Here is a 25956-nt window from a genome sequence, read left to right as displayed (position 1 = left end):
TGAGGGTTATAGTGCTGGTAGCTTTACTACCTCATGGTCAATCGTAATTACCCAACAAGCCCCTGATTCACTGCAGGAAAGCCCTTTTACGCCGCTAGCGCTCACTTGCGCCCAGCTATCGCCGAAGTTGTCACTGCGATAAACGCCGTTGGTATTCCCCACGAGTGTCCAACTGCCAGCTATCACCATTTGTGTGAGCGGGCCTTCCAGCGGTGGAGTATTCAATTCTGTAAAGCTGCCGTTGGTGTAGCGGTAAAATTCAGGAGGGCCTTGCTCAGCACCGCCGGCGATTAAAATATCGTTGTTACCTAGTGGATAAACAGCATGAATACCGTTGCCTGCTCCGCCGGTTAAGGGAGTATTCACTACTTGAAAGCGCAGCGCGCGAGCTGATTTATACACTAAGCGAGCATACTCAGCATCTTTTGTGCCCATGGCCCAAAAGTTGTTCGCAAAGGTTACACAATTGCCATCATCACTTGCACTTTCCCCCATTAAAGAGCGCTCAGCAAAGCCACTGCGTGAACTAATCCAATGATTAGTGTTACTACTTCTTACCACATGCCAATCATCAAGAATTGCTTCGCCTAACACCCAGCTTTCGCCATCAGGAATAATATCAAAGCAGTGCAAGTATTCATCGCCATTAGCGCGATAAAGTTGACGCCAACTAAAACCAGAGTTTCGTGTGCGCATTAATCGGCTGCGTTCGCCGCGCCCGCTCGAAAGCAGAAAGGCATGGCGGTTATCATATGCAACAATTTGCCGAATATCTAAGTTGGCACTGCGCCCGCCGGGTGTACTTACTTGCCATGTTTCGCCAGCGTTTTCCGATACGGCCACTTTGCCTTCGCCACTACCAACCCAAATAGTATTGTTATCGACAACAAAAATGCTCTTCCACGAAGAACTTGGCAATTCTTGGTTCTGTTCTGCAGCAACCGTAAAAGTGAGGGCTGCACCAAGCCAGATAAAGCTCGAGATATAATGTTTCGCCATAACAGTTCCTAATTCCCATTTCGAACACAGATAATGCCTGTGATATAGTGATCTTAACCATACCATAAATACAAATTGCTTCCGATGTAATGGAACGCTGATAAGGTTTGATTGTGAAATTTCTGTTGTTAAAGTATTTTCCTGTTCGTGTTTTTTGCACCGCATGTGTTATCGCATCTTCAATCTCTATAAGCCACGCTCAACCAGCTACTGTGCTTTCTTTGGATGATTCAACCACTTCTGCACAAACTCTAACTGAACATACGTTAGCAGAGCAAAAACGGATACTCATCGAATGGTTAAATGGTGAGTTTTCAAATTTAAAACATATTTTTGAGCATGGCCCGGTTGGCGGCTACCCACCCATTTTGATGCGCCAAGCTACTATTAATTTGGGTACTGAGAAGGCGCTGTGGGTGCAACAAAGTTCGTTGGTTACACCTACAGATAGCTACCGTGAGCACCTGTATCGTTTCCGCATAAATGAGCGTAATCATACAATTATTCAAGATATCTATCTGTTACCAGATGATTTTAATGGCGAGTGGTTCTTTGATGAGATAGGTATTTCGCCACAATTAGAACAGCTTGAAGGTTGCAGCATTACTTGGCGTGCTGAGGGAAACATGATGCATGGTAATCGTGATGGTAGATTTTGTGCGTTTAAAGATGAGTTGAATCGAGTAGTATCGATTTCTTCGCAATTAAACTTGCACCCTTACCAATTAGAAGTGGTTGATACTGCTGTGGCAGACGATGGTGAGCCTTTACTGGGTGATGTGGATGGTAACGCATTAGTTCTAGAGCGAATTCGCTTTTTTCATGCCGAAATAACATTTCTCCCAGCTGGTGCCGATGCACGCAGTGATAATGAGTGGGTAGAAGCGATTCCAGAAGGGCCAATGCACGATCATGATCAACGGGTTGCTTTGTTGAATGCTGAAGATGAATTGTTTCTTGGCCATGATATCCAACTTATTGGTAATGCCAAGAATGCAGATGAATTGATATTGCGAATTTATCGGCAAACTGAAGATGAACCTGTTTTTTCCGCAAATATGGAATACTTAGGAGCAGGGCAGTGGCGCGCAAACGCTGAACGGCTGCGCGTTGAATTAAGGCTAGCGGAATCAGTTATTGATGTGCTGCCGCGTTAATGATCATCGCCATTCGTTGTGCAGATAGAATTAACTGCTGCTCAACGATTGGCCGCGCTTGATTGAAATAGGATTCACCTAACTCGGCATTGTTTAAATCATCGCTATGTGCAAACTTTTCCTCTTGGTAGGCGTGCTTGCGAGCGTAGTAGTACGATTCGTTCGCCCAGCGAGTTAACTCAGCATGCCAATCCTGGCTAGCAGGCTCTGGTAGTGGGTTCAGCTGCGCTTGTTCAGCCGGCGCTGGCATATCATCCATACCGCGAATCATTACCGTATCCCACAAGCGGTGTAAGTTTGTTTCACTGCCGAAAAAGGTTACTCGCACATCATTGCCGCCGCGATCATGTTGATATCCCAAATGCAACGGCTGATGCATATCAGTAATCCAATGGCTGAACGTGCGCAGCGCCTCGGCCTGAGCTTGCGCGCTTGTATTGGTATCAAGCATGATTTCAATATCATTCATGGCAGCACCTATAACACAACGTCGATTCGGACAATCCCGTTCCATATTAAGGCTGCTTTCAGTAGGGGGGATGTTGGCAAAATGTAATGGGCCCATCCAACGTCCTTCCTCAGTTCCCCGCACACGATCGGCCCATGTGGTGATAACAGCCAGCGATGGCTCATCCACGAGTTCAAGGCGCTCCTGCACCCAAACACGTGCTTCTGGGGTTAAGTATTCCCAAGCCATGGCACCAATATATTCGTGCCCTTGAAAGCCCCAAGTAGCACCGCGCATAGGGATTAACATTAAACCTACAATAATAAGCGTACTAACGAGTTTGCGCATCTACTGATTCTCCCGTGGTGTTTTTACTTTCATCACTCATGAAATACAGATAAGTAGGCATGAGATCTGCTGGAGTTTTTAACAAGCTTGCATCTTCAGCAGGATAAGCGCGCGAGCGCATACCAGTGCGTGTAGCGCCTGGGTTGATAACATTCACTCGTAGTGATGAATTCTCATATTCATCAGCAAGAACCTGAGCCATACCTTCGGTGGCGAACTTTGATACAGCATATGGGCCCCAGTGCGCGCGGCCTTTGCGGCCAACCCCGGAGGAGGTGAAGATAACCGATGCGGCAGGCGCTTTCAGCAAAGCGGGCAATAACGCTTTGGTCATCAAGAACTGCGCCGTTACATTTACTTGCATGATATCGTTCCAAGTAGGTAAATCGATATGCGCAAAGGGTGAAAGCACGCCTAAAATGGATGCGTTATGTAATAACCCATCTAAGCGGCCAAATTGGTCAATGATGGTGGCGCCCATATCTTGATAATTACTTTCCGTAGCGCCCTTCATATCCAGAGGAACAATTGCAGGCTCAGGGTAGCCCGCAGCAACAATTTCATCATAAACCGCTGCTAGTTTTTTCGTGGTACGGCCAAGGAGTATTACTGTTGCACCGTGCTGTGCATAAGTAATGGCGGCCACTCGGCCAATGCCATCGCCAGCACCGGTAACTAAGATAACTTTATTTGCCAACGCATCAGCTGGCGCCTGATAGTTCTGATAATGCTGCATAATGCCTACTTTACTGGTTAAAGATTTGCCCTAAGTTTACCTGTTTTTGCGCGTTAACTCAGTAACAGATCGGAAACTCGACGAAAATTCTTTAATAATCATTAGCAGAGGTGTATAACTTTCTGTTAACGTCTAATGAACAATCGGCTACACTGTAGTACGTATTGCAGTAGTTTAAGAACTAGAACAATAAGGATTGGGGATACCTCATGAAAAAACTGTTTCTGACATTGGCAATCACCTCAGCATTAGGCCTAACCGCCTGCTTGCCTGATGGTAACGATGCCCCTGTAACTCAAGAAGAAGTACAAATTCCATTCGCACGTGTAGCGTTTGATCCGGGTGCAGGTAATCTTCCTGTTCCGAGCGATATTCTATTGGGGGGCACCACTGACGGTACCCTGAATATCCCCGTTCCTGACGCAGCCGATTTTGGCAACCCGCAAAACGCGATTAATGCGTTAGATGGTTGGTCAACAGCGATGCCGCTTACCTTTGGCTTTACCTTGCCTGATGGCGTGGGTATTAACGCTAGCTCGGTAACAGCTCCAGGTGCCGTGCGTGTATTTAAAATCGTAACTGGTGCAGATACCAGTGATGCCGATTGTATTACTGCTCCGGCGGGAACGGCATGTAAGTTTGTTGGCGAACTGAAACACGGTGAAGATTTCACTGTAGTGTTCAGTGGTGGCCAAGTACAGGTAGTGCCACTGCGTCCTTATGAGCCGAAAACTGGCTACCTAGCTACGCTAACCAATGCTATCACTGATGATTTGGGCCGAGCGGTGCGTCCGTCTTCAACCTATTATTTGCTTAGCAAGCCATTGGCAACAGATCCAATTGGTGGCGCTCAAGAGCAGCAATTACAAGGGATTATTAATAGCCACTTGGCTGTATTAAACCAAGGCGGGGTAAATACTGAGAGCGTAATCTATAGCTCGCACTTCACTACGCAATCAATTGGCGATGTATTAGATGTAGCCAAGCAGATGTTATTGCGGGAAGATTTGCGCCCTGCAATGAGCTCAATGCCGATTGGCCAAACTGCAGCTACCCTGTTAGGAATTCCACCTGAAGCAGGTGCCACGTTCCTAATTGCCAACTCTGCACAAATTCATGTTGGTGAGGTTACACTGCCGTATTATAGCGCAGTTCCAACAGCAGAAAATCCAACTGCACCATTAACTGAAAGCTGGAATGCAGGCTTCGTAAGCCCAATCTCTATCATTTTGGGTGTGCAATCTGGAGCCGTTTCGGTTGAAGATCTCATTGCTATTGGTGTTAACCCTGCTGATTTAGCGAACCCAGCGAGTTTAGCGGGCCAAGTAACCTATGAAGCAGCTGCGGATACGGCTTTGGCAACAATGGATCGTTTTCGTCATTTAACTAAATACAATCCAATTCCTGCACCGAGAGCGATTCATCAAGTACCATTAATGATGTCTGTTCCTGATGTTGCTACAGTGAATGTGGTTCGTGCTGGTTTGGGATTAGAGCCATTAGTAATGCCAGCAGATGGTTGGCCAGTAGTGATGTTCCAGCACGGGATTACAGGTAACAAAACCAACTTCTTGCCGATTGCGGGTACCATGGCGCTTACGGGCCACGCAGTTGTTGCAATCGACCATCCATTGCATGGTGATCGCGGGTTTGAAATTGTAAATGCCGCAGGTGAAGTGGTTCGTGTGATCAACGCTTCAACGAACAGTGGTGGTTCACCAACCGATTATCTTAACCTCGGTAGTTTGGTAACCGCACGGGATAACTTACGCCAATCTGTTGCAGATTTGCTAGGTGTGCGAGTTGGTCTAAACTTCTCGAATGCGGCAATGAGTGGCTTGATCAACCCAACCGAAGTTAAGTTTGTTGGCCATTCTTTGGGTGCTATCGCTGGAACAAACTTTGTTGCCGTGACCAACACGCCACTGCAAGGCAATTTGGCTCCAGCACAAGCATTTTTCAACGTGCAACAAGCAGCGTTGGGTATGCCTGGTGGCGGTATTGCGCCGTTCCTACTGGAATCAGAAAGCTTCGGTCCGGTAATTGGTGGCCAAATTGCATTCCAAGCGTTTCCAGCATTCCAAGAATATGCAGTAGAGGCAGCGATATCTTCTGGTATTAATCCACAGAGCCCTGCGTTCTTAGATTTCTTACCACAAGCTTATGTCGCGTTCTATCAAGGCGGTATTGCCAATGCGGCTCAACAAGCAGCATTACAAGCAACCTTGGCGCAGTTCCAGTTTGCAGCACAAACTGTGGTAGATTCGGGTGATCCAATCAACTTTGCGGCTCGTGCACGGGCAACTGAAACACCCATGTACTTAATTCAAGCAAATGGCGATCGTGTAGTACCAAACCGTACTGCGCACCCACTGGGTGGCACGGAGCCGTTAATTCGAGAGCTTGGTTTACCATTAGTTTCAACCTCGATGATGGACGCAGACCCAATTAGTGCAGCAGTGCGCTATATTGGTGCAGGCCATTCATCATTATTGGATCCTAATGATGCAGCAGCAAATCCTGAAACTCGTGCAGCAATTACACAAGATATGCAGCAATCGATAGGTTTCTGGTTTGAGAGCCACGGCCGAGTGTTAAATATCTCTGCTGATTTGGTGCAGTAACCACAACGCTTAAGCATGAAAGATTAATTTTGCTAAATCCTTTCAGAAAAGCGTTGCAGTAATAATTAAAGGCCAGCACTAGTGCTGGCCTTTATTTTTTCTAATTCTTGTCTAGATAATACCCACCAATAGGCGTTACAGTTAGGCAATTGTTTATCTAAATACAGGGCAAAATGAATGTTAGAGCACCTCACGGAATATGGCATCTTTCTTCTGAAAGTGGCCACCATCGTTATCGGCGTAATGGTAGTGCTGGGAATGATAATTAATGCGGCAAGCCGCCAGAAAGAGCGTAAGGGTGAGTTACTGATTCATAACTTAAGTGAATCACTTACTGAAATACGTGAAAAAATCTCTATGGAGTTGTTGAATCCAAAACAACGTAAGAAGGCTCATAAAGCTGCGAAAGAAGCGAAGAAAAAAGCGGCAGAAAAGCCCGAGCAGCGCTTGTTCGTAATAGACTTTGAGGGGTCTATGGATGCCCATGAAACTGAATCACTGCGCCGAGAAGTAACAGCGATTCTTGCTGTAGCTAAACCAGGCGAAGACGAGGTTTTATTGCGTTTAGAAAGCCCAGGTGGTGTTGTGCATGGTTATGGTTTGGCGGCAGCGCAACTGCAACGTTTGCGCGATGCTGGGGTGAAGCTTACTGTTTCAGTAGATAAGGTAGCCGCTAGTGGTGGCTATATGATGGCATGTATTGGTAGTAAGATTATTGCAGCGCCTTTCGCAGTAGTGGGCTCGATAGGTGTATTGGCGCAGTTACCCAATTTTCATCGTTTACTGAAAAAGAATAATATCGATTTTGAGCAGATTACCGCGGGTGAGTATAAGCGCACGTTAACCTTGTTTGGCGAAAATACTGATAAGGGTCGGGAAAAGTTTAAGGAAGATATTGAAGGTGTGCATCAGCTATTTAAAGATTTTGTGGTTGAGAATAGACCGAGTTTAGATATTAACAAAGTGGCTACCGGTGAAATTTGGTACGGTAAAAAGGCACTCGAGCAAGGGTTAATTGATGCAATTCAAACCAGTGACGATGTGCTGTTGGACGCCGCAAAACATCGAGAAGTATTTCACGTTGAGTATAAAGCGAAGCCGAAGTTAGCAGAGCGCTTTTCGCAGGGCGCTCAGAGCGCAGCAGATAGGTTGATCATGAACTGGGTGCAACGCAGCCGATTATGGCGCTGGTAAGCTAATTAGCGCGGTTCTGAAGCCATCCAGGCAGTAACGCTAATGAAGTATGGTTAGTTTTGCAATGTGCGTTGGCTAAACGCAAAGAAGAAAGGCTCAGTAGCCATTGCTACTGAGCCTTTTTCATACGTGCTTTAAAACCTTGCAAAGCGTTAGGTTGATGTTGAGGACGTATCGTTTTGCTGATTACTTTGCGCGGGGTTTAAACCAGCACTTGGATCGTTGAAAACATCTTCATCCAACTGTTGCTCTGATTTACCAATAATCGTTGATACCATTGCATCACCGGTAATATTTACTGCGGTTCTGGTCATATCAAGTAAGCGATCCACACCAATAATTAGGCCGATTGCTTCTACCGGCAAGCCTACCTGCTGGAATACCATAGCCAACATGATCAGGCCCACGCCAGGAACGCCGGCAGTACCAATTGATGCTAGGGTGGCGGTGAGAATCACCATTAAGTATTGCTGCATCGATAAATCGATACCATACAACTGCGCGATAAATACGGTTGCCACGCCTTGCATGATAGCGGTGCCGTCCATATTAATAGTGGCGCCGAGAGGAACAGTAAACGAGGCAATTTTATTATCGACACCCAGGCGTTTTGTAGTGGTGCGCAAGGTAACTGGAATAGCGGCATTGCTGCTGGATATACTGAATGCGAAAATTTGGTTGCTAAACATTTTCTTGATGAAAATGAGCGGGTTTAATCGTGTAAGGGTACTTAATATGATGGGGTAAACAATAAATCCATGAATGAGCAAAATAGCCAGTACTGTTACGAAGTAAACGGCTAAATCACCCAATAAATCACCGAGGCCAAGATCTGCAAAGGTGCGAGCAAGTAACGCGAACACACCGTACGGTGCCACATGCATGAGGATCATTACTAGCTTCATGATCACTTCATTTACGTCTTCAAAAAAGGTTTTCAAGCGCTCGCCAGGCTTACCAATTAACGCCATCGCGATACCGAATAACAGTGCAAAAACGATGATTTGCAGCATATTGCCTTCGGCCATTGCGTTGATTGGGTTACGTGGCACCATGCCGATCAACACATCTACGAAACTTGGCGCCTGTTGGGCTTCAAAATTCACTTCTTGGCCGGCCATTGAGGCGCCGCTGCCGGGTTTAACTAGAGATGCGATGGTAAGTGCAATACTAATAGCGATACCGGTAGTGGCGATGTAGAGCACTACCGCTTTACCGCCAATGCGGCCAAGCTTGCTTGGGTCGCTCATAGAGCAAGTACCAATTACAAGGGATACAAATACTAGCGGCACAACGAGCATCATTAAACTGGTGATGAAAAACTCGCCAACAACACGCAGTATGCCATCAACAATTACAAATTTGAGCCAACTCTCAGTATCGCCGGCGATAAGCGAATTAAGAATAAGGCCGAAAATGATCCCAGCTAACATGCCGATCACGATTTTGCCGGTGAGGCCAAGTTTTTTTAGGTGCATGTGAATGTCCTGAAAATTGTTATTATATAGACCGCTAGCCTACCAGAGATGCCGTAATAGCCAAAGCCCGACAAGTTAGAATGAGCAAATAAAAAGAGGAGCAACGGCTCCTCTTTTTCGCATTCAACTCTGCTTGTTAGCTACTACAAGGTTGTTTAGCCTACGAATGTTGGGCCAATGCCATTGGTCCAAGCAATTACGGTTCCCGCCATCAGCACTACCATGAGCACTAGCCCAGCGGTAACTACAGAACTCGCGTAGATGAAACCGCGCTCTTCTGGGATGTGCATGAGGATAGGCACACCTGAGTAAAGTAGGTAAACCGAGTAGGCTACACCAGCGAGGAACACCATGGCTACGAACCACAGCTCCGGATATACAGCTGCAATTCCAGACATCATTACTGGTGTTGCTGTGTATGCTGCAAGCTCAAGTGATTGCGTGAAGCTTGGCTGGGCACCAAAGGTTTTTGCCATCCAATGAATAATGTAGGAAAGAGCAACCACACCACCAATTAAACCAAAGTACATTGCTACGGACATTACCATAGCGCTGCTTTGTGCAAGTTGGATAGTTTCCCGAGCACCAATGTTCCACCCCACATGCGCCGCAGCATAGTAAGCTGCAATACAAGGGATTAAAGCGACAATAAGGATGTGGGATAATGAAAAGCGTAAGCTTTCGTGGCGCTCATCAATTGTTTTCCATTCCTCTACCGGGTGAGCGTAGAGACCCCAGATATGATTTAGTATCATTATTATTTTCTCCTAGAAGCCGCGGCTCCGAATACTATTAAACACCACAACGGTGGTATACCATTATAGATACGGACAGGCCGTATAGATCAAGATTGAAAGGTTCTGAACAAAAGCTGTTCAGATTTTTTTGTTATAAAGATGTTACTTATGCCGAATGAATTGTTACACAGTTACCAAGATTTACTAGCACCGATTCACGCTTTTTTGCATTGTAAAACGCCAACGCGCTGGATAGAGCAGGCTGCGAACCCAAAATACCTGCCATTGCTGTTAACAGATCATCTGCATTGCGAATTGAAAGCGGCGCAAAGTGCTGGTTTGTTATTGCGCCGCTATGCAGTGGATAAGGAAAATGCAGAGCAGATCCTTACTTGGCTGGATCCTTATGAAACTCGTGTTTATCGCGGCCATTTACTCGCTGCAGATGAGCTAGCAACGTTAACGAGTGGTAATAAAAACAATGCGGTGCCGCGGCTGCGTTTGCAACAAGGCGAACCTTGGCAACATGAGCTGGTGGATCGTATGGTGTTGCTTATGAAAGAGGAGTTGCACCATTTTGATCAAGTATTCAGTATTATGGAGCAGCATAATATTGCACTACAGCCTACGTCTGCTTCCCGTTATGCCGCGGGCATGCTGCGGCATATCCGAGGCTCAGAGAAAGGCGGTTTGGTGGATAAATTGATTATCGGGGCGATTATCGAAGCACGCTCTTGTGAGCGGTTTGCCGCCTTGGTACCGTTTTTGCCGGAGCAAATTGCGCGTTTTTATGTATCGTTATTGCGCTCAGAAGCCCGCCACTTCGAAGATTACTTGGCGTTAGCGAAAATGGTAGAAGGGGCGGGCGTGCACGAGCGCGTGCAGAAGTTTTTGGCAATTGAACAGAAGTTAATAGAAAGCCCTGATAAGGCACTACGCTTTCACAGTGGGCCCGTGCAATAGAGCCGAGTATCGAGATTATTTCTTAGTGCTGAACTAAGGTTTTGGCAATGCCTGCGAACGCAGTTCGAAGTGCTTACCATCGATATCAAGAATTGAACCTTGCTCGTACCAATCTCCGAGCACAATGCGCTGACAAGCACGGCCATTTACGGTGTGTTGGTGGATATCAGGTTGATGGGTATGGCCGTGAATCATTAAATCAGCTCCACTGCTCGCTAAAAGCTGCTCTACTGCTGGATTCTTAGCATCATACTTTTGCAGTTGCTCAGCAGTTAATTGCTGATTGCCAGAGCTACTATCACGCAATTTATGCGCTAGCCAGCGGCGCCAACTCAATGGCAATGTTCTTGCTAGTGCTAACAGCATTGGGTTACGAATTACTTTTCGAAAGCGCTGATAGGCCATATCATCAGTGCATAATGTATCCCCATGCAAGATCACTACGCGGCGGCCATATAAATCAATGGTTGCGGGCTCTGAGAGAATAACGATGCCGGTGTGTTCAGCGAACTGTTGGCCAATCAAAAAATCGCGATTGCCGTGCATGAAGTAACAGGGGATACCGGTGGCGGTAAATGCCTTTAGCTCAGTTTGAATAAGGCGATGAAAATCCGTTTGGTGATCATCGCCAATCCAATACTCCACTAAATCACCTAGAATATATAAAGCATCACTTGTACGTGCTTCTGTTCGCAAGAACTCAACGAAGAGCGCCGTAATATCAGGGCGCTCTTCACTAAGGTGCAAATCAGAAATAAAACGTGTGGTCACTTTATCATTCCATAATTGCGAAAGTGGTTATTCAGCAATGCTAACGTTGTTGACCACTACATCTTCAACAGGTACGTCTTGGTGAAAGCCCGCATTGCCAGTTTTTACCACGCGAATAGCATCAACTACGTCCATTCCGCTCACTACTTCACCAAATACACAATAGCCCCAGCCATTGGGTGTTTCGTTCCGGAAATCTAGACCGCGTTCGCCATTATCTTCAACGTTAATAAAAAACTGAGCTGTGGCCGAATGCGGATCGCTAGTGCGCGCCATAGCAATGGTTCCACGCTTGTTGGAAATGCCGTTGCTCGCTTCGTTTTGAATCGGTGCATTTACGCTCTTTTGCGTCATGCCAGGCTCGAAGCCACCACCTTGAATCATGAAACCGTTAATTACGCGGTGAAAAATGGTGTTTGCATAATACCCATCGCGTACATAAGAAACAAAGTTAGCAACAGTTGCAGGTGCTTTGTCGGCAAATAATGCGATTTCGATATCGCCCATAGAGGTGTGTAAAGTTACATTCATCTTAAATTCCAAATTATCTGGGTGAACTGCAAGAACAGAAGTTTGCAAGCCCTTATTGTAAAGGATTTCCGCTTCAGCTGATACTCCCCCGCGCCGGGAAACCGCTCAGGTTTGGTTTAGTTCACTAATTTCTATAAGGATGGGCTCTATCTGTAACCAAGCCTCGTGTACACTATCTACCATGTGGTACAAGGCTAAATCTTCCGCATCAATCAATTGATACTCAGCAAGTAACTCTAGATTAATCACCTCATTCCAGAATTTCTTACCATATAAAAACACCGGGATGCGGGGCATTTTACCTGTTTGCATCAGCGTAAGTGTTTCAAATAGCTCATCGAGTGTGCCGAAGCCGCCTGGAAACACGATAAGTGCTTTAGCACGCTTAAGAAAATGCATTTTTCGTAACGCGAAATATTGAAACTCAATACTGTGTTTGGCGGCAATGAATGGATTTAATCGCTGTTCATGCGGCAGCACGATATTTAAGCCAATGCTGCCGTGCCCAGCCTCCGCCGCACCTCGGCTACTAGCTTCCATAATGCCCGGGCCACCCCCCGTAATTAAGCGGGTGCTGGTAAGGTGATTTGTCTCGATATAGGCGCCTATGTGAAATGAAAGCTCGCGTGCTTCGTTATAGAAAGAACATAGTGCCCGGCATGGGTTACTGCCACATTCATCTTCAGGAGCTGGTATTCGGGCGCTACCAAATATGGAAATGGTGTAATCAACATCTTCGCCGTTAAATGTTTTCTCGGCAGCCATCCACTCTTGGGCGAGATGTTCTGCTCGGCGATGCTCTTCCACTTCTGCAGCTTCACTAATTTCTAGATGGGGCTCTTCATTTCGTTCTTTATGACCATCTTTATACGATAATGGCGGCCGAGCCTTAGTACTATTTGCCATCGGTTGTTCCTTTTTTAAATGCAACTTGGAAACAGGATATTTGCTACTGAAAATAAGCTCTGATGCTGATAGTATACGGGTTTTAGAATCCTAGGTAACGCGCAATACACAGTGAGATTTGAAGCGATGTTAAAGCTATATAATTCGTTAACGCAACAGAAAGAAGAATTTAAGCCAATCACTGAAGGTGAGGCGAACCTTTATGTGTGTGGTGTAACGATTTACGATCTATGCCATATCGGCCATGCGCGTACCTATGTGGCCTTCGATGTAGTGATAAGGTATCTACGTTACATCGGCTATAAGGTTACTTTTGTGCGTAACGTTACCGATGTAGACGATAAAATTATTCGCCGTGCGGCGGAAAATAATGAAGATATTCATTTTATAACAGAACGCTATTTGCAGTTTATGCATGAGGATTTTCGAGCCCTCAACTTAGTAGAACCTGATATTGAACCTCGCGTAACCACGCACATGGCAGAAATTATCGAAATGGTTGAGCAACTGCTGGCAAAAAAACATGCGTATATCGCCGATTCTGGAGATGTGCTATTCGATGTATCCAGCTATCCGGAATACGGCCGTTTGAGTGGCCAAAACTTAGATCAATTGCAAGCAGGCTCGCGAGTTGCAGTTAGCGATGGCAAACGCAATCCTATGGATTTCGTATTGTGGAAAAAAGCCAAAGCAGGGGAGCCGAGTTGGGATTCCCCTTGGGGCGCAGGGCGCCCTGGTTGGCATATTGAATGCTCGGCTATGAATGGCAAACACTTAGGTAAGCACTTTGATATTCATGGTGGCGGTTCCGATTTAATGTTCCCGCATCATGAAAACGAGATTGCACAATCTTGCTGTGCGCACGATACACCTTATGTAAATTACTGGATGCATACGGGAATGGTGCAAGTGAACCAAGAGAAGATGTCGAAATCACTGGGCAACTTTTTTACCATTCGTGATGTGCTGAAAGAATACACAGCGGAAACAGTGCGGTTCTTTTTGCTTTCTGGGCATTATCGTAGCCAGTTAAATTATTCAGAATCGCATTTGCAGCAAGCGCACTCTGGTTTAGAGCGGTTGTATACGGCGATGCGTGGTATCACGGCAGCAAAAACTAGTGCGGAAATTAGAGCGCCATATGAAGTGCGGTTCCGGGCTGCTCTGAACGACGATTTTAACGTACCAGAAGCGATGTCGGTACTGTTCGATATTACCCGCGAAGTAAACCGGCAGCGAGCCGGAAATCTCTCAGCTGCTGCGCAATTAGTAGGCTTGATGATTGAATATGGGGCTGTATTAGGCATTTTACAGCAAGCACCGGAAGCCTTTTTAAAGGGCGCTGATGTGGATACCGATGTAGCGCATATAGAAGCTTTAATTGCAGAACGGAATGCAGCGCGCGCAGCAAAGGATTGGCAACGCGCAGATGTAGCACGAGATCAGCTACAAGCACTCGGAATCGTGCTCGAAGACACAGCTGAGGGCACGCTGTGGCGCCGTCAATAATCGTATGATACATACTTTGTAAACTGGTATGTGAGAGATAAGAGGTTATTAATAATGAGAACCCCAAATTTGGAACTCATCGCTTCGATAGCTGAAGTGAACAATACGCAAGCAGATGCGCTGATCGTAGTGGCTGAACATTTACATGAATTGCCAGAGCCATTTGCCAATAGTGTAGCGGATGCCAGTGCAATAAACGCGCACATCACTGCCGGTGTGAATGTAGTTCGTTGTGCAGAGGCTCCAGCACAACGCTTAATTTTAGCGCCTACCGGTTCTTTACATCGTGATTACGATGATGTGCGCCGATTTTATGATGCAGCGCGCAGTGCGGCATTAGTAGCGCGTAATGCTGGCGCGAAAGCACCGGCCTTGTGGTTACCAGAGGTTCCCGAAAACCCGGCATTCAAACTGGCTCGAGAAGCGGCTTGGTTTGGTTTTTGTCAGGGGCTATATGAGCCATTAGAAGCTCGTGAACATTTCGGTGAGGGGCTAGAAGAGATTTACCGTATCTATTTGGTGGGGCCAACCCAGCAGCCAGCCAATTGGTTAACCGCAGTGGAAAGTGGCCGCAGAGTAGCGCGTGATTTGTGCGGCACTGAACCGGAGCGTATGTCACCACTTCGGTTTGCCGAGTATTGTCAGCAAGCATTTGCGGGTACTGCTGTGAAGATGCAAGTAGTTGATGATCAACCCCAACTGGAGCATGAGTATCCTCTATTGGCGGCGGTTGCCCGGGCATCCTTTCATACGCATCAGCGGCCTTGCGTGATTCGCTTAGAATACGTACCGGAGGGTGAGGTAACGGAAACATTGCTTATGGTTGGCAAGGGCATCACCTATGATACCGGCGGGGCTGATTTAAAAATCGGTGGCCATATGGCGGGAATGAGCCGTGACAAGGGCGGTGCAGCAGGTGTTGCAGGCTTTGTTAAAGCGGTTGCGGAAATACAACCTGCGGGTGTGAAAGTGATTGCGGAGCTAGCTGTAGTTCGCAATAACATTGATGCCATGGCCTTTGTAGCAGATGAAATTATTACTGGCCGTTCTGGCAAACGTGTGCGCATTGGTAATACAGATGCTGAAGGCCGTTTGGTAATGGCGGATTGTTTGGCGCACCTTACCGAGTTAGCACAGCATGAAATTCAGCCGAGTTTGTATACGGTGGCAACCCTTACCGGCCACGCAGCAGTGGCGAAAGGGCCATACACGGCACTCGTGCCGAATGGGCCTGCGCAACAATCTGGGTTGGTACAGAAACTTTTAGACGCTGGTGAGCGTTGGGCCGATCCAGCTGAATTATCACCAAGCCGGCGTGAGGATTTTGATTTTGTGCGCGGCCGCACCAAAGCAGATGATTTACTGTCTTCGAATAATGGTCCTTCGGCAACAACCAAGCGTGGACACCAATTCCCTATGGCATTTTTGGCAGAAGTAGCCGGATTAGCCGAGCATGGTGTTAATAGTGCAAAGCCATTGCCTTATATTCATATTGATATTGCAGGAAGTGGTGTAGAAGGTGGTGATTGGCAGCATGGCAAGCCAACGGCAACTCCGGTGTTGGCATTAGCTGGTGCTTTTATCGCAGTACCTTAAGCTATTCAATACCGCGGCTGCGTTTATCAACCACTCGGCGAGCTACAAAGGTAATATGAATATGCTTGTCATCAGAACCCCAGCGGCATTCAGTAGGCCGATTTGGGTCATCGCACCAAGTGGGTTCGCCGAGATGATGCTGCACTTGTGTGTAGTGCATGCCGATATCAATATAATTGTAATTGGTTCGGTGTATTTTGTTATCGCTACAAGCAGCTAACAAAATAGCGCTAGCCATTAAGAACATTAATTTAATGGGTGGCTTGGGTAATACTTTACCTTGGTACATAACAGCACCTCGTTTTAGATGCCACCTACATTGGTGGCTCTATTTTTAATAAATCCAGTTGTTCTTTAGTTTTTCCATGTGGCTCAGGCTTGCGAGTATCGCTATTGATGTGCACAAAAACGATATCGTCGGCCACGCATATATTCTGTTTCGTACCTTTATTGCGAACTACACAGGTAACTGCAAGAGAGCTTCTGCCTACATGCTTTATTTCCAAACCAAACTCAACCACATCACCTTGGAATGCGGAAGCTTCGAAGGTGATTGCGCCCATATGCTTAGTTACCAAACTTTTTTGATCTAGTTGGCAGCTCGCAAAGATATAGGCTTCCTCATCAATCCATTCGAGAATACGCCCACCAAATAGGGAGCCAGCAAAATTTAAATCATTCGGCATTACTAAGCGTCTGGATAAGAACCGCATCATTATTCCTTTTAATAGAGATAAGCTGATCTAAAGACATTATAGCGTAAAAAAAAGCCACAGCATTCAATGCAATGGCTTTATTCTATTCGAATTGCTCGTTAGTGCCGAGTTATTAACCGGAAAGGCTCAGCACCGCAGTTTAAAAGCGAGCCCGAACACCTAAACTAAATCCACGGCCAGGAAGTGGCGCGTAGTCTTTAATAAATGAACTGTGCGCATAGCCTAGTTCATTAGTGATATTTTCAGCTTTGAAATACACAGACAAATCTTGCCCTGCAAAATAACCAGGGTAGTAGTTCACATGTAAATTCACCAAGCCAAACTGATCGGTTGCTGTTTCATTTTCAGCTGTACGATTTTGTGCAAAGTAATGGGTATAACCTAAGGTAGCGTCCCATTTTGCTTGCGTAAAGGTAGTGCTTAAACCAAAACGTTGGGCTGGAATGCGTGGCACGTTACCACCACTGCTAAACACGGCACGGGTGTAATCCGAGAAACCATTTAAACGCCACTCTGAGTTAAATACATAACGGCCGGATAGCTCATAACCATATAACTCGGCACCACGTTGTTGATACTGATACACCGGTAAATCGCCGAATTCATGTTCATGATCATGATCATTATCATGGCCATGATCGTCATGGTCCGCATGAAATAGATCACTATCGAGCACTTCGCTCACGAAACCTAAACTCTGCTGATAAATAAAGTTGTTCACTCGGTTGAAGAATAAGCTTGCATCCAGATGCCACTTATCACCTTCAAAGTGCATACCAAAATCGAGATTTAATGAGCGCTCTTTCGCCAAGGCAAAATCGGCCAGTTCTAACTCATACATGGTGTTTGCATGGTCATGGTCATCCGCAGGGTCTGCCACCAAGGAATGAATTTTGTACACACCACCCACTTCATACGTGCGAGTAGCGAAGTGAGCGCCGTTTGCAAAAAGCTCGTTTGCTTGCGGTGCGCGTTCGCTGTAGCTCACACTACTGGATAATTTCAAACCATTGCTCACCTGCCAATTGAAGCCGGTAGATGCACTTAACGGAGTGTAACGCAGGGTATTGAAATTTTCTGTTGAAATTTCAACTTGTTCAGCACGAGCGCCTAGTTCCCAAGTAATGTCACCAAATGCTTTCTCAGCGATCCAAAACCCGCCTACCATATCGGTATCAGAACTTGGTGTGTATGCCTCGGCGCCAAACGATTCATATTGTTGGAATGATACTTGAGTACCTACAGCACCGCGCCAGCCGGCAATAGGATTGTGCCGCGCGATAATGCGCAGCTCGGTTTGCTCAAGGCCGAAGCCGGTTTCAATAAAATCATCTTCAATTTCTGCATGGCTTAAATCGGTATAGCCAACACTCACATCTACACTTTCGAAGCCAGTAAACGGATTTTCAATCGAACTAAGAAATTGGATTCGGTCTTGCTTCATACGGGCAAAAATACCGTCGTCGTGGTCATCATGCTCATCCTCATCATGGCCATGCTCATCGCTATCATCGTGCGCATGCCCAGGAATTCCATAATCTCGCTCTAAACGGCCAAATGAAATGCCAGCAAAACCGCGGTCGAAAAAGTAACTACCACCAATAGTTGCGCCTTTATCGTCGGTGAAACTATTTTCAATTCTATCCTCATGACCATCCGGGCCATGGAACTCAGGCACACGAGTATCGTTAGCTTTTCGGTAGAAACCATCTAAATGCAGAGCAAAATCATCTTGGCCAGCATTTAAATCAAAGCTACCACTGCGCTCATCAGAAACGCTGTTATAGCGCACACCGTATGAGCCCTCTAAACCATTAATTTGTTGCCGTGGCACACGATTATCTACCACATTTACTACACCACCGCTGGCGCCGCTGCCGAACAGCAAAGTGGCTGGCCCACGCAATACTTCGATTTGTTGTGCGGTAGTTGCTTCGGTAGAAACCGCATGATCCGGACCACCACGAGAAATATCAGCAACATCTAAACCATTCTGCACAATTTTAACTCGCGGGCCATCAAGGCCGCGAATGATTGGGCTACTAGAAGTGGGGCTGTAGTAGGTTGCTTGCACGCCAGGTAAGCCGCGTAGGGTTTCGCCTAAAGTAGCCGCTTCGTTGGCCCGCAGCTCATCGCCATGTAAAACATGCACGGGTTGCGCACTTTCCAATGCAGTTTTCTGTAGTGGAGAAGCTGTAACAACAATACGTTCGTATTGTTTTTCAGTGTCGCGTGCTTCGCTACGTTCTTCGGTTTGTGGCGTTTCAGCGAGAACCAGCTGTGGAGTTAATAATGCCGCGATAGCCAGGGCTATGGGGGTCTTCTTTAACATCATGATTCACCCGTAATTTAAGAATTAAGTTAAGGAGTAAGTTATCGTTATTAGGTATGTGATAATATAACATTACATAAATTCTTCGTCACTCACAAGTTTTTTGGGTGCTGGTGCGGCAGAAAGCAGATAAACTGCGATATTCTTTAATGCCTTGGGTTACTTAATTACTGCAGTTAGCTTAAAGTGCTAAGAATCCTCACATAAATCCTGATTTCAAAAAACGGAAGCCATAATGGAATACCAAAACGTTTCTCGCCGCGATACGCATGCTACGGGCAAAAAATTAACCTTGCCAACGTTGTTAACGGCGCTAGCCGCAGCACTTTTGTTAAGTGCATGCGCTCCCGCACCTGAACAGCAAAAGGTTACTTCCAGTGCTAACCCTGATGCAGTGCAAGCGCACCTCGAATTTTTAGCAAGTGATTTGCTGGAAGGCCGCGATACGGGCGAGCGAGGGCATGAAATTGCATCGCACTATATCGCTACGCAATACAAAATTATGGGGCTAAAAGAAGCAGGAACGGACGGTTATTATCAGCGTGTTCCTTTCCGCTCTGCGCGACTAGCCGATACGCAACCTACATTTGTGATCGCAACCCCATCGGGTGAGCATGAGTTGCAGTATCGTCGTCATTTCACTACCACGGCAAGTACTGCAGAAGAAATTTCCGAAGTAAATGCCGAAGTGGTATTCGTAGGGTATGGATTAGTTTCTGAAACGTTCGGCATTAATGATTACGAAGGTTTGGATGTTGAGAATAAGATTGTGATTGCAGTAAGTGGCGGCACTCAGGGTTTACCAAGTGAAGAAGCTGCCCATTTAGGGGCGCAGAAGCAACGCCAAGCTGCAGAGCGCGGTGCTGTTGGCTTTATCACTTTGCACACACCAGAGCGTGAGGCCGTGCGGCCATTTGAGCAAGCAGTGTTGTTTTCTGGCGGCGCGCGCATGCGTTGGTTAGACACTGATGGTAATGCGCATGGTGAAGATGGCCAACTACGAGGTAGTGCTTATCTTGATTACCGTGCTGCAGAACCTATGTTTGCTGACGCTGAATACACGCTAGAGGATATATGGGCAGCATTAGAGGCTGGTGAGCGGCCACCTTCGTTTGCACTGAACGCAAGTGTAACCATGCGTCGTGAATCTATTTTTAGCGAAATTGATAGCCCGAACGTAATTGGCATGATCGAAGGCTCCGATCCAACATTAAAACATGAATACGTTCTGTATACAGCGCACTCGGATCATATTGGGTTAGCACGTGATTTTTCTACTACATCAAAAGTAAACAACGGCGCCCTTGATAATGCCGCGGGCGTTGCGGTGATGCTAGAAACTGCACGTATGTATGCCGAGCAAGTAGCCGCTGGCAGTGGGCCGCGTCGCTCGATTATGTTTGCCGCGGTTACCGCTGAAGAAAAAGGTTTGTTGGGTGCTGATTACTTCGCTCACAACCCAACGGTGCCACTTACTAGTATCGTGGCGAATGTGAACCTTGATATGCCAGTATTGCTGTACCCATTTGCGGATGTAATTGCGTTTGGTGCGGATCACTCAAGCCTAGGTGATGTGGTGGCGCGAGCGGCTGGCCAACATAATATTGCGTTAAGCCCAGACCCAATGCCAGAACAAGCGATCTTCACCCGTTCGGATCATTACACCCTAGTACGCCAAGGTATTCCGGCCGTATTTCTAATGACCGGTTTTACCTCACAAGATGAAGATGAAAACGGTGGTGAAATTTGGGGTAAATTCTTTGCGGAGAACTATCACCGCCCTGGCGATGATATTGAAACCCTCACGGAAACCTATGGCGGTATTCGCTATGATTTTGGTGCGCTATTTACCGATATTAACTTCGAAATTGGTATGGAAATCGCTAATGCTGATGAAGCACCGTATTGGTTGAGCGATAGCTACTTCGGTAAGATTTTCTCAGCCGATAGCCCAGTACGAGATTAATCAATGGCCACAAATACATTTCCAGACCCATCTGAGAATGAACAAGGTGCCGGCATAGCTGCCGGCACCTATGTTTTGCACAAGCAACTTGAAGCAGATTGTTTTAAGGTTGGCCATTTACCGCTGTGCCAAGTGCTGATGATGAATGATCGGCAGTATCCGTGGTTTATTTTAGTGCCAAAATTGGCCGATGTGCGGGAGATATATCAGCTAAGTTTGGCAGACCAATTTCGCTTAGTGAATGAATCGAGTTGGTTTGGCGATATGATTATGAACCAATTCAATGGTGAGAAGCTGAATATTGGCGCATTGGGTAACGTGGTACCGCAACTGCATTTACACCATATTGTCCGCACGCAATATGATGCGGTTTGGCCAGCTCCGGTGTGGGGGAAGTTGCCCGCAAAACATTATGCAGTTGAAGAGGCGGCAAGACGAATTCAGCTGGTAGAAACGAAGCTCGCTGAATACCGTCCTGCGATAGATGATATTGATGCATTACTGCATCCATCATTGAACACAGATGATTGAGGTTAGCCAGCGAGTTCCTCAAGAACTTGCATACACCAAGCGTGAATACGCTCATCTGATAGCTCGTACTGAGAATCTTCATCCAGGGCTAACCCAACAAATAAATTGTTATCTTCGATAAGGGCTTTTGACGCGATAAAATCGTAGCCTGCATTAGGCCATAAACCGATGCGGCGAATTGTGCCGGCAGGGTCGGTGTCAGTAATGGCATCATGTAACATGCCAAGAGCATCTTGAAACCACTCGCCATAACCTTGTTGATCCCCCATGCCAAATAGCGCAATGGTTTTATGGTGCAAGTTAAGGTTTGCTATTTCATCCCAGCGGCTTTCCCAATCTTCTTGAATTTCACCGAAATCCCAAGTGGAGAGGCCAAACACCAAAATATCGTAATCTTCCGCAGCTTTTAGTGGTGTATCTTTAATATTGTGCAGCTCAACAATATCGGCCCCAATAACATCGCGTATTTTTTCTGCTGCGATCTCGGTGTAGCAGGTGGTAGACCCATAAAATAAGCCAATACGAAAATCACTCATAAACTACGGAAGCTCCAAATGGTTGTGCACAGCACATCGTGATAACAATTAGGATATTAGGGGCGCCAAGCATAGCAGAAACTGTACTTAAGCTCATCACCGAATTGCGCTTGGTATTATGCATGTTTTAAGCATAGTAATGGCAAACCATACGCTGGAGTGAGGCAGCAAGATCAGCTACAATCGCTGCGAATTTTATGGTGGGGTGATAGTGAGGTGGTTATGGCAAAGCAGTTATCCGCGTTAGCAGATGCGCTAGAAGTTGTTTTTGATGAAGCTGTAGTAAACGGTGATGATAATGAATTATTCGCCAGCGGCTACTTGCGTGGTCACTTTGACCTTGTAGTTGCACAACTTGAATTGCAGGGCGAGCAGGCGCCTGAGAAGCTATGGGAAGAGCTGCGCTTGGCTCTGCACAATACTCGTGGTGAGTTAAATCCGCAGGACCAGCAGCATGTGAAAAACATGCTTGAACGCCTCATTGCTGCGGCAGACAATATGGCTAGCATTGATTAAAGCAACGAATTCCTTAGGCTTTGGTAAACGAATCGCTATTCCTGCAAAACAAACACAGGTTGCTTGCGAATAAGCGCTCGTTTGGCGAAGCGATCGGGGGCAAGAGCCTCCACCAAGGGGAGATGCAAGGGTAACGGTTGGTTTTCAAGAAGATTAGCTAGCAACTCTGCAGCGAGTGGGGCGCTCGTTAAGCCGCGCGCACCAAGCCCGGTAAGCACCCACAAATTTTGCCATTCGTGCAGCCCATCTGCGCAATTTCCTACTTCGGTATTGCCGGTTACCACATCAGCAGATTGATAAAACGGAACCCTACCAACCATCGGTAAGTGATCGGGCGTAGTAGCACGAACACCAGCCCGGCCACTGATAATTTCTAATTCGCTGAAATCAATACCTAAGTTGGCAATCTGTTGCTCCACATTAGTCTCGTTATCCTGCTCAATGTAGTTGGCTGTTGCGCTAGTTTTATCAAACGTAGCGCCGATGCAACAACTATTGTTGTGTACCGGAGTTAGGTAACCAGAATGGCATATAACCTGCTGTAGCGAACGCAGCGGGTGCCGCTCTGGAACCCGCAATTGCGTGATTTGGCCGCGCACTGGGCGAATTGGTAAAAGCTCTTGTGGCAGTAACGAATTGGTTTCTGCCCCAGTTGCCAATATGAACTGCTGCGTGCGCATAGGCGTAACAACGGCTTGCTCGTTAGCGTATTGATTAGTGGTTACCACATCAAACAACCATGCACTGCTTAAGCTTGCTTGTTCTGGCTTAAGGTTTTTAACTGTGGCAGCGAAGCGCACCGTAAGGGGCAGCTTTCGTTCTTGGCGATAGCGCTGAACGAAGGCAAAAATCTGTTGTACTAAATGTTGCGGTTGCACCCATCCAGCTTTTGCCATTAGCACCGCTGGAGCGGGTAGTTCGCAATGCGCTGCGCGGCTGGCCTGGGTTTGCGTTAATGCTTGCCATATTGAAGTTGGGTACAATTCCTTACCAATAATCGAGCGAACTTTTAGTAAGCTGTGCTGATTTTGCAATAACTGTTGCACACCCGAAATGTGGCAAAGATGCGGTGCTACATCGCGATACATGGCTAATGCATAATCATTGGCACGGCTGAAGAAATTACTGGCAGGTGTCCAATCAGCTTGCAGTAACGGGTAAACGGCACCTTGCGCATTACCCGAAGCACCAGCAGCTGGCTCCGAGGCTTGGCTATATAAGTGAATGTGTTGCGGATTATTGCGCAACGCATACAGTAACGAAGCTGCCGCAATGCCATCGCCAACGATGGTAATATTTGCTGGTTCGCACCTATCCGCGGCGCTCTCAGGTGGTTCTGAAAATGGCAGTGCATGCGCTTGTGTATGCTTGGGTGGGTGCGCAAGTTTCGCTATTTTACCAATTAACATATCGCGTTTGCGGCCAAAGCCAGGCCGCCGGCGCATTGTTACTCCTACCCGTTGTAACCCCCGGCGCACGTGCCCAGTGGCCGTAAATGTTGCTAAGGTTGCTTGCGTTGCCATGCTAATGGCGATTGCCCGATACAATTCAGGTTGCCACATGCCCGGATTTTTACGCGGTGCAAAGCCATCAAGAAACCAGGCATCTACGCAGCGCGGGTTTGTTTTAACCCAGCTAGGGAGTTGTTGCAACACATCACCAAAATGGATATCTAAGGTAATTCGTGGGTGGATATGCAAGCGATGTAACCCGGGTACAAACGTTGGATAGCGTGCATATAGTTGCTCTGCTAAGGCGTGCAAATGCTCTGTATCGCTGCTTTTAAAGGCACTGATAGCGTGCTCGAGATCCTTGAGCTGCAAAGGATACTTCTCGAAACTAACGAAATGTAAGCGAGCGCAAGAGGGGGCTTTAGTAAGAAATAATGCTGCGGTAAGAAGAAAATTTAAGCCGGTACCAAACCCCGTTTCGGCGATAATCCATACTTTGCTCGGATCATCTTTTATGGCGGAATTTGAAAAACGTGTGCTAAGCTCGTTACCCTCTAGAAATACGTAGGTGCTCTCGGCGATACCATTTTTCCGGGAAAAATAGATGTCGCCAAATAGAGCTGATTCGGGCGTTCCTTGCGTATCAAAGCTGACACGTGCTGGTTGTATCGGGGAAAACATTTTTGTCATTTTTACCTATTACTCTCATACTTCAGTCAGCAGACCACTTAAGAGTGCGTTTTCGTTTTCTTCGGGACAGGGTATGATACCCCAAATTTACTAACAGGATAGATTCAATGAGACGAGCAGTCGTAACCGGAATCGGAATTGTATCAAGCATTGGTAATAACCAACAGGAAGTGTTGGCTTCGTTAAAAGAAGGTCGTTCAGGTATAACCCGCGCAGAAAGCTTTGCCGAAATGGGTTTACGTTGCCAAGTATGGGGCGATCTGAAAATTAATGTGAGCGAGCATATCGATCGCAAGGCATTTCGTTTTATGGGCGATGCTGCTGCGTATGCGTTTATCGCGATGGAACAAGCGATTGCCGATGCAGGTTTGTCGGAAGCCGAAGTGTCCAATGAACGCACGGGCCTAGTTGTAGGCTCGGGTGGTGCATCTGGTGAACATCAAGTAGCTGCAGCAGATACCTTACGTGAGAAAGGTGTGAAACGCGTAGGCCCTTATATGGTTCCGCGTTGCATGGCATCTACTACCTCGGCATGTTTAGCAACACCAATGAAAATTAAAGGTGTGAACTACTCGATTAGTTCAGCTTGCGCCACTAGCGCCCATTGTATTGGCCATGCGTTAGAGCTTATCCAACTTGGTAAACAAGATCGTGTGTTTGCGGGTGGTGGTGAAGAGTTACATTGGACCCTGGGCATGGAATTTGATGCGATGGGTGCACTGAGCACAAAATATAACGATACGCCTGAGAAAGCATCGCGTACCTATGATTCCAGCCGCGATGGCTTTGTGCCTTCCGGCGGTGGCGGTATGTTGGTAATTGAAGAGCTAGAAACAGCACTTGCCCGTGGCGCTACTATTTATGGTGAAATCGTGGGCTACGGCGCTACTTCAGATGGTTACGATATGGTTGCTCCATCAGGTGAAGGCGCCGTGCGTTGTATGAAGATGGCGATGCAAGGCTTAGATGCGCCAATTGATTACCTCAATACCCATGGTACCAGTACGCCAGTAGGCGATGTAAAAGAACTTGAGGCGATTCGTGAAGTATTTGCTGATAACACGCCGTTAATCAGTGCTACTAAAGCGATGACAGGCCACAGCTTAGGTGCTGCAGGTGTTCATGAAGCGATTTATTCATTATTAATGATGAAGGAAAGCTTTGTAGCACCATCGATCAATATTGAAACACTTGATGAAAAAGCGGTTGGCATGAATATCG

Annotated in this window: 23 protein-coding genes; 10 read left to right on the top strand and 13 right to left on the bottom strand. The window is 46.7% G+C overall.

The features are described 5' to 3' along the window. Positions 1-6: 6 nt before the first annotated feature. On the bottom strand, positions 7-999 hold the full coding sequence (locus ACNA7P_RS08025) for a WD40/YVTN/BNR-like repeat-containing protein (protein WP_416258101.1): 993 nt from the start codon (positions 997-999) through the stop codon (positions 7-9). 221 nt (positions 1000-1220) lie between these two features. On the opposite strand from ACNA7P_RS08025, the gene ACNA7P_RS08020 reads away from it, so the two are divergent. Further along, positions 1221-2156, top strand: a complete 936-nt coding sequence (locus ACNA7P_RS08020; protein ID WP_416258100.1) for a CpcT/CpeT family chromophore lyase — start codon at positions 1221-1223, stop codon at positions 2154-2156. On the opposite strand, the gene ACNA7P_RS08015 is transcribed toward ACNA7P_RS08020, so the two are convergent. Together ACNA7P_RS08015 and ACNA7P_RS08010 are read right to left on the bottom strand one after the other, a co-directional pair. Then, positions 2134-2952: a S1/P1 nuclease gene (locus tag ACNA7P_RS08015; protein ID WP_416258099.1), complete on the bottom strand. Its 819-nt coding sequence runs from the start codon at positions 2950-2952 to the stop codon at positions 2134-2136. The genes ACNA7P_RS08020 and ACNA7P_RS08015 overlap by 23 nt on opposite strands. Next, complete coding sequence (locus tag ACNA7P_RS08010; protein ID WP_416258098.1) at positions 2936-3688, bottom strand: YciK family oxidoreductase; 753 nt, start codon at positions 3686-3688, stop codon at positions 2936-2938. Before ACNA7P_RS08010 ends, ACNA7P_RS08015 begins: the two co-directional genes overlap by 17 nt. A 209-nt stretch (positions 3689-3897) precedes the next feature. On the opposite strand from ACNA7P_RS08010, the gene ACNA7P_RS08005 reads away from it, so the two are divergent. Together ACNA7P_RS08005 and sohB are read left to right on the top strand one after the other, a co-directional pair. After that, entirely contained in the window at positions 3898-6312 is a 2415-nt protein-coding gene (locus tag ACNA7P_RS08005) for a VolA/Pla-1 family phospholipase (RefSeq protein WP_416258097.1), read from the top strand. Positions 6313-6489: 177 nt separating this feature from the next. Next, a complete protein-coding gene (gene sohB / locus ACNA7P_RS08000; RefSeq protein WP_416258096.1) occupies positions 6490-7506 on the top strand; it encodes a protease SohB in 1017 nt (338 codons plus the stop codon). Positions 7507-7658: 152 nt separating this feature from the next. On the opposite strand, the gene ACNA7P_RS07995 is transcribed toward sohB, so the two are convergent. Further along, a complete protein-coding gene (locus ACNA7P_RS07995; protein ID WP_416258095.1) occupies positions 7659-8984 on the bottom strand; it encodes a dicarboxylate/amino acid:cation symporter in 1326 nt (441 codons plus the stop codon). Positions 8985-9139: 155 nt separating this feature from the next. Then, positions 9140-9739 (bottom strand): Yip1 family protein, encoded by a 600-nt coding sequence (locus ACNA7P_RS07990; RefSeq protein ID WP_416258094.1) that lies wholly within the window; start codon positions 9737-9739, stop codon positions 9140-9142. A gap of 150 nt (positions 9740-9889) precedes the next feature. Here ACNA7P_RS07990 and miaE point away from each other — a divergent pair, with 150 nt between their 5' ends. Then, a complete protein-coding gene (miaE, locus tag ACNA7P_RS07985) occupies positions 9890-10684 on the top strand; it encodes a tRNA isopentenyl-2-thiomethyl-A-37 hydroxylase MiaE (protein ID WP_416258093.1) in 795 nt (264 codons plus the stop codon). 33 nt (positions 10685-10717) lie between these two features. Here miaE and ACNA7P_RS07980 read toward each other — a convergent pair whose 3' ends face one another. The 3 genes from ACNA7P_RS07980 to ACNA7P_RS07970 all read right to left on the bottom strand — a co-directional run bounded on the left by ACNA7P_RS07980 (position 10718) and on the right by ACNA7P_RS07970 (position 12892). After that, a complete protein-coding gene (locus tag ACNA7P_RS07980) occupies positions 10718-11455 on the bottom strand; it encodes a UDP-2,3-diacylglucosamine diphosphatase (RefSeq protein ID WP_416258092.1) in 738 nt (245 codons plus the stop codon). Between the two features lie 27 nt (positions 11456-11482). After that, positions 11483-11986, bottom strand: coding sequence for a peptidylprolyl isomerase (locus ACNA7P_RS07975; RefSeq protein ID WP_416258091.1), 504 nt, complete (start codon positions 11984-11986; stop codon positions 11483-11485). A gap of 105 nt (positions 11987-12091) precedes the next feature. After that, the gene (locus ACNA7P_RS07970) at positions 12092-12892 is read right to left on the bottom strand and encodes an LOG family protein (protein WP_416258090.1); all 801 of its coding nucleotides are present in this window, start codon (positions 12890-12892) and stop codon (positions 12092-12094) included. A 126-nt stretch (positions 12893-13018) separates the two neighbouring features. Between ACNA7P_RS07970 and cysS the strand changes: the two genes are divergently transcribed. Together cysS and ACNA7P_RS07960 are read left to right on the top strand one after the other, a co-directional pair. Then, positions 13019-14401 carry a cysteine--tRNA ligase gene (gene cysS / locus ACNA7P_RS07965; protein WP_416258089.1) on the top strand — a complete coding sequence of 461 codons (1383 nt, stop codon included), beginning with the start codon at positions 13019-13021 and terminating at the stop codon, positions 14399-14401. A 54-nt stretch (positions 14402-14455) separates the two neighbouring features. After that, positions 14456-15997: a M17 family metallopeptidase gene (locus ACNA7P_RS07960; RefSeq protein WP_416258088.1), complete on the top strand. Its 1542-nt coding sequence runs from the start codon at positions 14456-14458 to the stop codon at positions 15995-15997. A 1-nt stretch (position 15998) separates the two neighbouring features. On the opposite strand, the gene ACNA7P_RS07955 is transcribed toward ACNA7P_RS07960, so the two are convergent. From ACNA7P_RS07955 to ACNA7P_RS07945, 3 genes are all read right to left on the bottom strand, one after another. Further along, complete coding sequence (locus ACNA7P_RS07955; protein ID WP_416258087.1) at positions 15999-16286, bottom strand: hypothetical protein; 288 nt, start codon at positions 16284-16286, stop codon at positions 15999-16001. Between the two features lie 25 nt (positions 16287-16311). Further along, the gene (locus ACNA7P_RS07950; RefSeq protein WP_416258086.1) at positions 16312-16710 is read right to left on the bottom strand and encodes an acyl-CoA thioesterase; all 399 of its coding nucleotides are present in this window, start codon (positions 16708-16710) and stop codon (positions 16312-16314) included. 142 nt (positions 16711-16852) lie between these two features. Beyond that, the gene (locus tag ACNA7P_RS07945; RefSeq protein WP_416258085.1) at positions 16853-19048 is read right to left on the bottom strand and encodes a TonB-dependent receptor; all 2196 of its coding nucleotides are present in this window, start codon (positions 19046-19048) and stop codon (positions 16853-16855) included. 232 nt (positions 19049-19280) lie between these two features. On the opposite strand from ACNA7P_RS07945, the gene ACNA7P_RS07940 reads away from it, so the two are divergent. Continuing rightward, positions 19281-21011 (top strand): M28 family metallopeptidase, encoded by a 1731-nt coding sequence (locus ACNA7P_RS07940; protein ID WP_416258084.1) that lies wholly within the window; start codon positions 19281-19283, stop codon positions 21009-21011. Positions 21012-21065: 54 nt separating this feature from the next. Next, on the top strand, positions 21066-21542 hold the full coding sequence (locus ACNA7P_RS07935; RefSeq protein WP_416258112.1) for an HIT domain-containing protein: 477 nt from the start codon (positions 21066-21068) through the stop codon (positions 21540-21542). A gap of 2 nt (positions 21543-21544) precedes the next feature. On the opposite strand, the gene fldB is transcribed toward ACNA7P_RS07935, so the two are convergent. Continuing rightward, positions 21545-22078: a flavodoxin FldB gene (gene fldB / locus ACNA7P_RS07930; RefSeq protein ID WP_416258083.1), complete on the bottom strand. Its 534-nt coding sequence runs from the start codon at positions 22076-22078 to the stop codon at positions 21545-21547. A 222-nt stretch (positions 22079-22300) separates the two neighbouring features. Between fldB and ACNA7P_RS07925 the strand changes: the two genes are divergently transcribed. Next, on the top strand, positions 22301-22594 hold the full coding sequence (locus ACNA7P_RS07925) for a YfcL family protein (protein WP_416258082.1): 294 nt from the start codon (positions 22301-22303) through the stop codon (positions 22592-22594). Positions 22595-22629: 35 nt separating this feature from the next. On the opposite strand, the gene mnmC is transcribed toward ACNA7P_RS07925, so the two are convergent. Beyond that, positions 22630-24735 (bottom strand): bifunctional tRNA (5-methylaminomethyl-2-thiouridine)(34)-methyltransferase MnmD/FAD-dependent 5-carboxymethylaminomethyl-2-thiouridine(34) oxidoreductase MnmC, encoded by a 2106-nt coding sequence (mnmC, locus tag ACNA7P_RS07920; RefSeq protein WP_416258081.1) that lies wholly within the window; start codon positions 24733-24735, stop codon positions 22630-22632. A 107-nt stretch (positions 24736-24842) separates the two neighbouring features. On the opposite strand from mnmC, the gene fabB reads away from it, so the two are divergent. Next, positions 24843-25956 (top strand): beta-ketoacyl-ACP synthase I (gene fabB / locus ACNA7P_RS07915; protein WP_416258080.1); only part of this gene is annotated, 1114 nt, incomplete at its 3' end.

The sequence above is a fragment of the Aliidiomarina sp. genome (genome assembly GCF_047920995.1).
In the GTDB taxonomy this organism is placed as follows: Bacteria; Pseudomonadota; Gammaproteobacteria; order Enterobacterales; family Alteromonadaceae; genus Aliidiomarina.
The sequence above is the reverse complement of the archived record's forward strand: the minus strand, read 5'-3'. Positions and strand labels throughout refer to the sequence as shown.

Coding starts and splice junctions, on each gene's coding strand:
- ACNA7P_RS08025 (WP_416258101.1), bottom strand. CDS start 999: ATGGCGAAACATTATATCTCGAGCTTTATCTGGCTTGGTGCAGCCCTC.
- ACNA7P_RS08015 (WP_416258099.1), bottom strand. CDS start 2,952: ATGCGCAAACTCGTTAGTACGCTTATTATTGTAGGTTTAATGTTAATC.
- ACNA7P_RS08010 (WP_416258098.1), bottom strand. CDS start 3,688: ATGCAGCATTATCAGAACTATCAGGCGCCAGCTGATGCGTTGGCAAAT.
- ACNA7P_RS08005 (WP_416258097.1), top strand. CDS start 3,898: ATGAAAAAACTGTTTCTGACATTGGCAATCACCTCAGCATTAGGCCTA.
- sohB (WP_416258096.1), top strand. CDS start 6,490: ATGTTAGAGCACCTCACGGAATATGGCATCTTTCTTCTGAAAGTGGCC.
- ACNA7P_RS07995 (WP_416258095.1), bottom strand. CDS start 8,984: ATGCACCTAAAAAAACTTGGCCTCACCGGCAAAATCGTGATCGGCATG.
- ACNA7P_RS07990 (WP_416258094.1), bottom strand. CDS start 9,739: ATGATACTAAATCATATCTGGGGTCTCTACGCTCACCCGGTAGAGGAA.
- miaE (WP_416258093.1), top strand. CDS start 9,890: ATGCCGAATGAATTGTTACACAGTTACCAAGATTTACTAGCACCGATT.
- ACNA7P_RS07975 (WP_416258091.1), bottom strand. CDS start 11,986: ATGAATGTAACTTTACACACCTCTATGGGCGATATCGAAATCGCATTA.
- ACNA7P_RS07970 (WP_416258090.1), bottom strand. CDS start 12,892: ATGGCAAATAGTACTAAGGCTCGGCCGCCATTATCGTATAAAGATGGT.
- cysS (WP_416258089.1), top strand. CDS start 13,019: ATGTTAAAGCTATATAATTCGTTAACGCAACAGAAAGAAGAATTTAAG.
- ACNA7P_RS07960 (WP_416258088.1), top strand. CDS start 14,456: ATGAGAACCCCAAATTTGGAACTCATCGCTTCGATAGCTGAAGTGAAC.
- ACNA7P_RS07955 (WP_416258087.1), bottom strand. CDS start 16,286: ATGTACCAAGGTAAAGTATTACCCAAGCCACCCATTAAATTAATGTTC.
- ACNA7P_RS07950 (WP_416258086.1), bottom strand. CDS start 16,710: ATGCGGTTCTTATCCAGACGCTTAGTAATGCCGAATGATTTAAATTTT.
- ACNA7P_RS07945 (WP_416258085.1), bottom strand. CDS start 19,048: ATGATGTTAAAGAAGACCCCCATAGCCCTGGCTATCGCGGCATTATTA.
- ACNA7P_RS07940 (WP_416258084.1), top strand. CDS start 19,281: ATGGAATACCAAAACGTTTCTCGCCGCGATACGCATGCTACGGGCAAA.
- fldB (WP_416258083.1), bottom strand. CDS start 22,078: ATGAGTGATTTTCGTATTGGCTTATTTTATGGGTCTACCACCTGCTAC.
- ACNA7P_RS07925 (WP_416258082.1), top strand. CDS start 22,301: ATGGCAAAGCAGTTATCCGCGTTAGCAGATGCGCTAGAAGTTGTTTTT.
- mnmC (WP_416258081.1), bottom strand. CDS start 24,735: ATGACAAAAATGTTTTCCCCGATACAACCAGCACGTGTCAGCTTTGAT.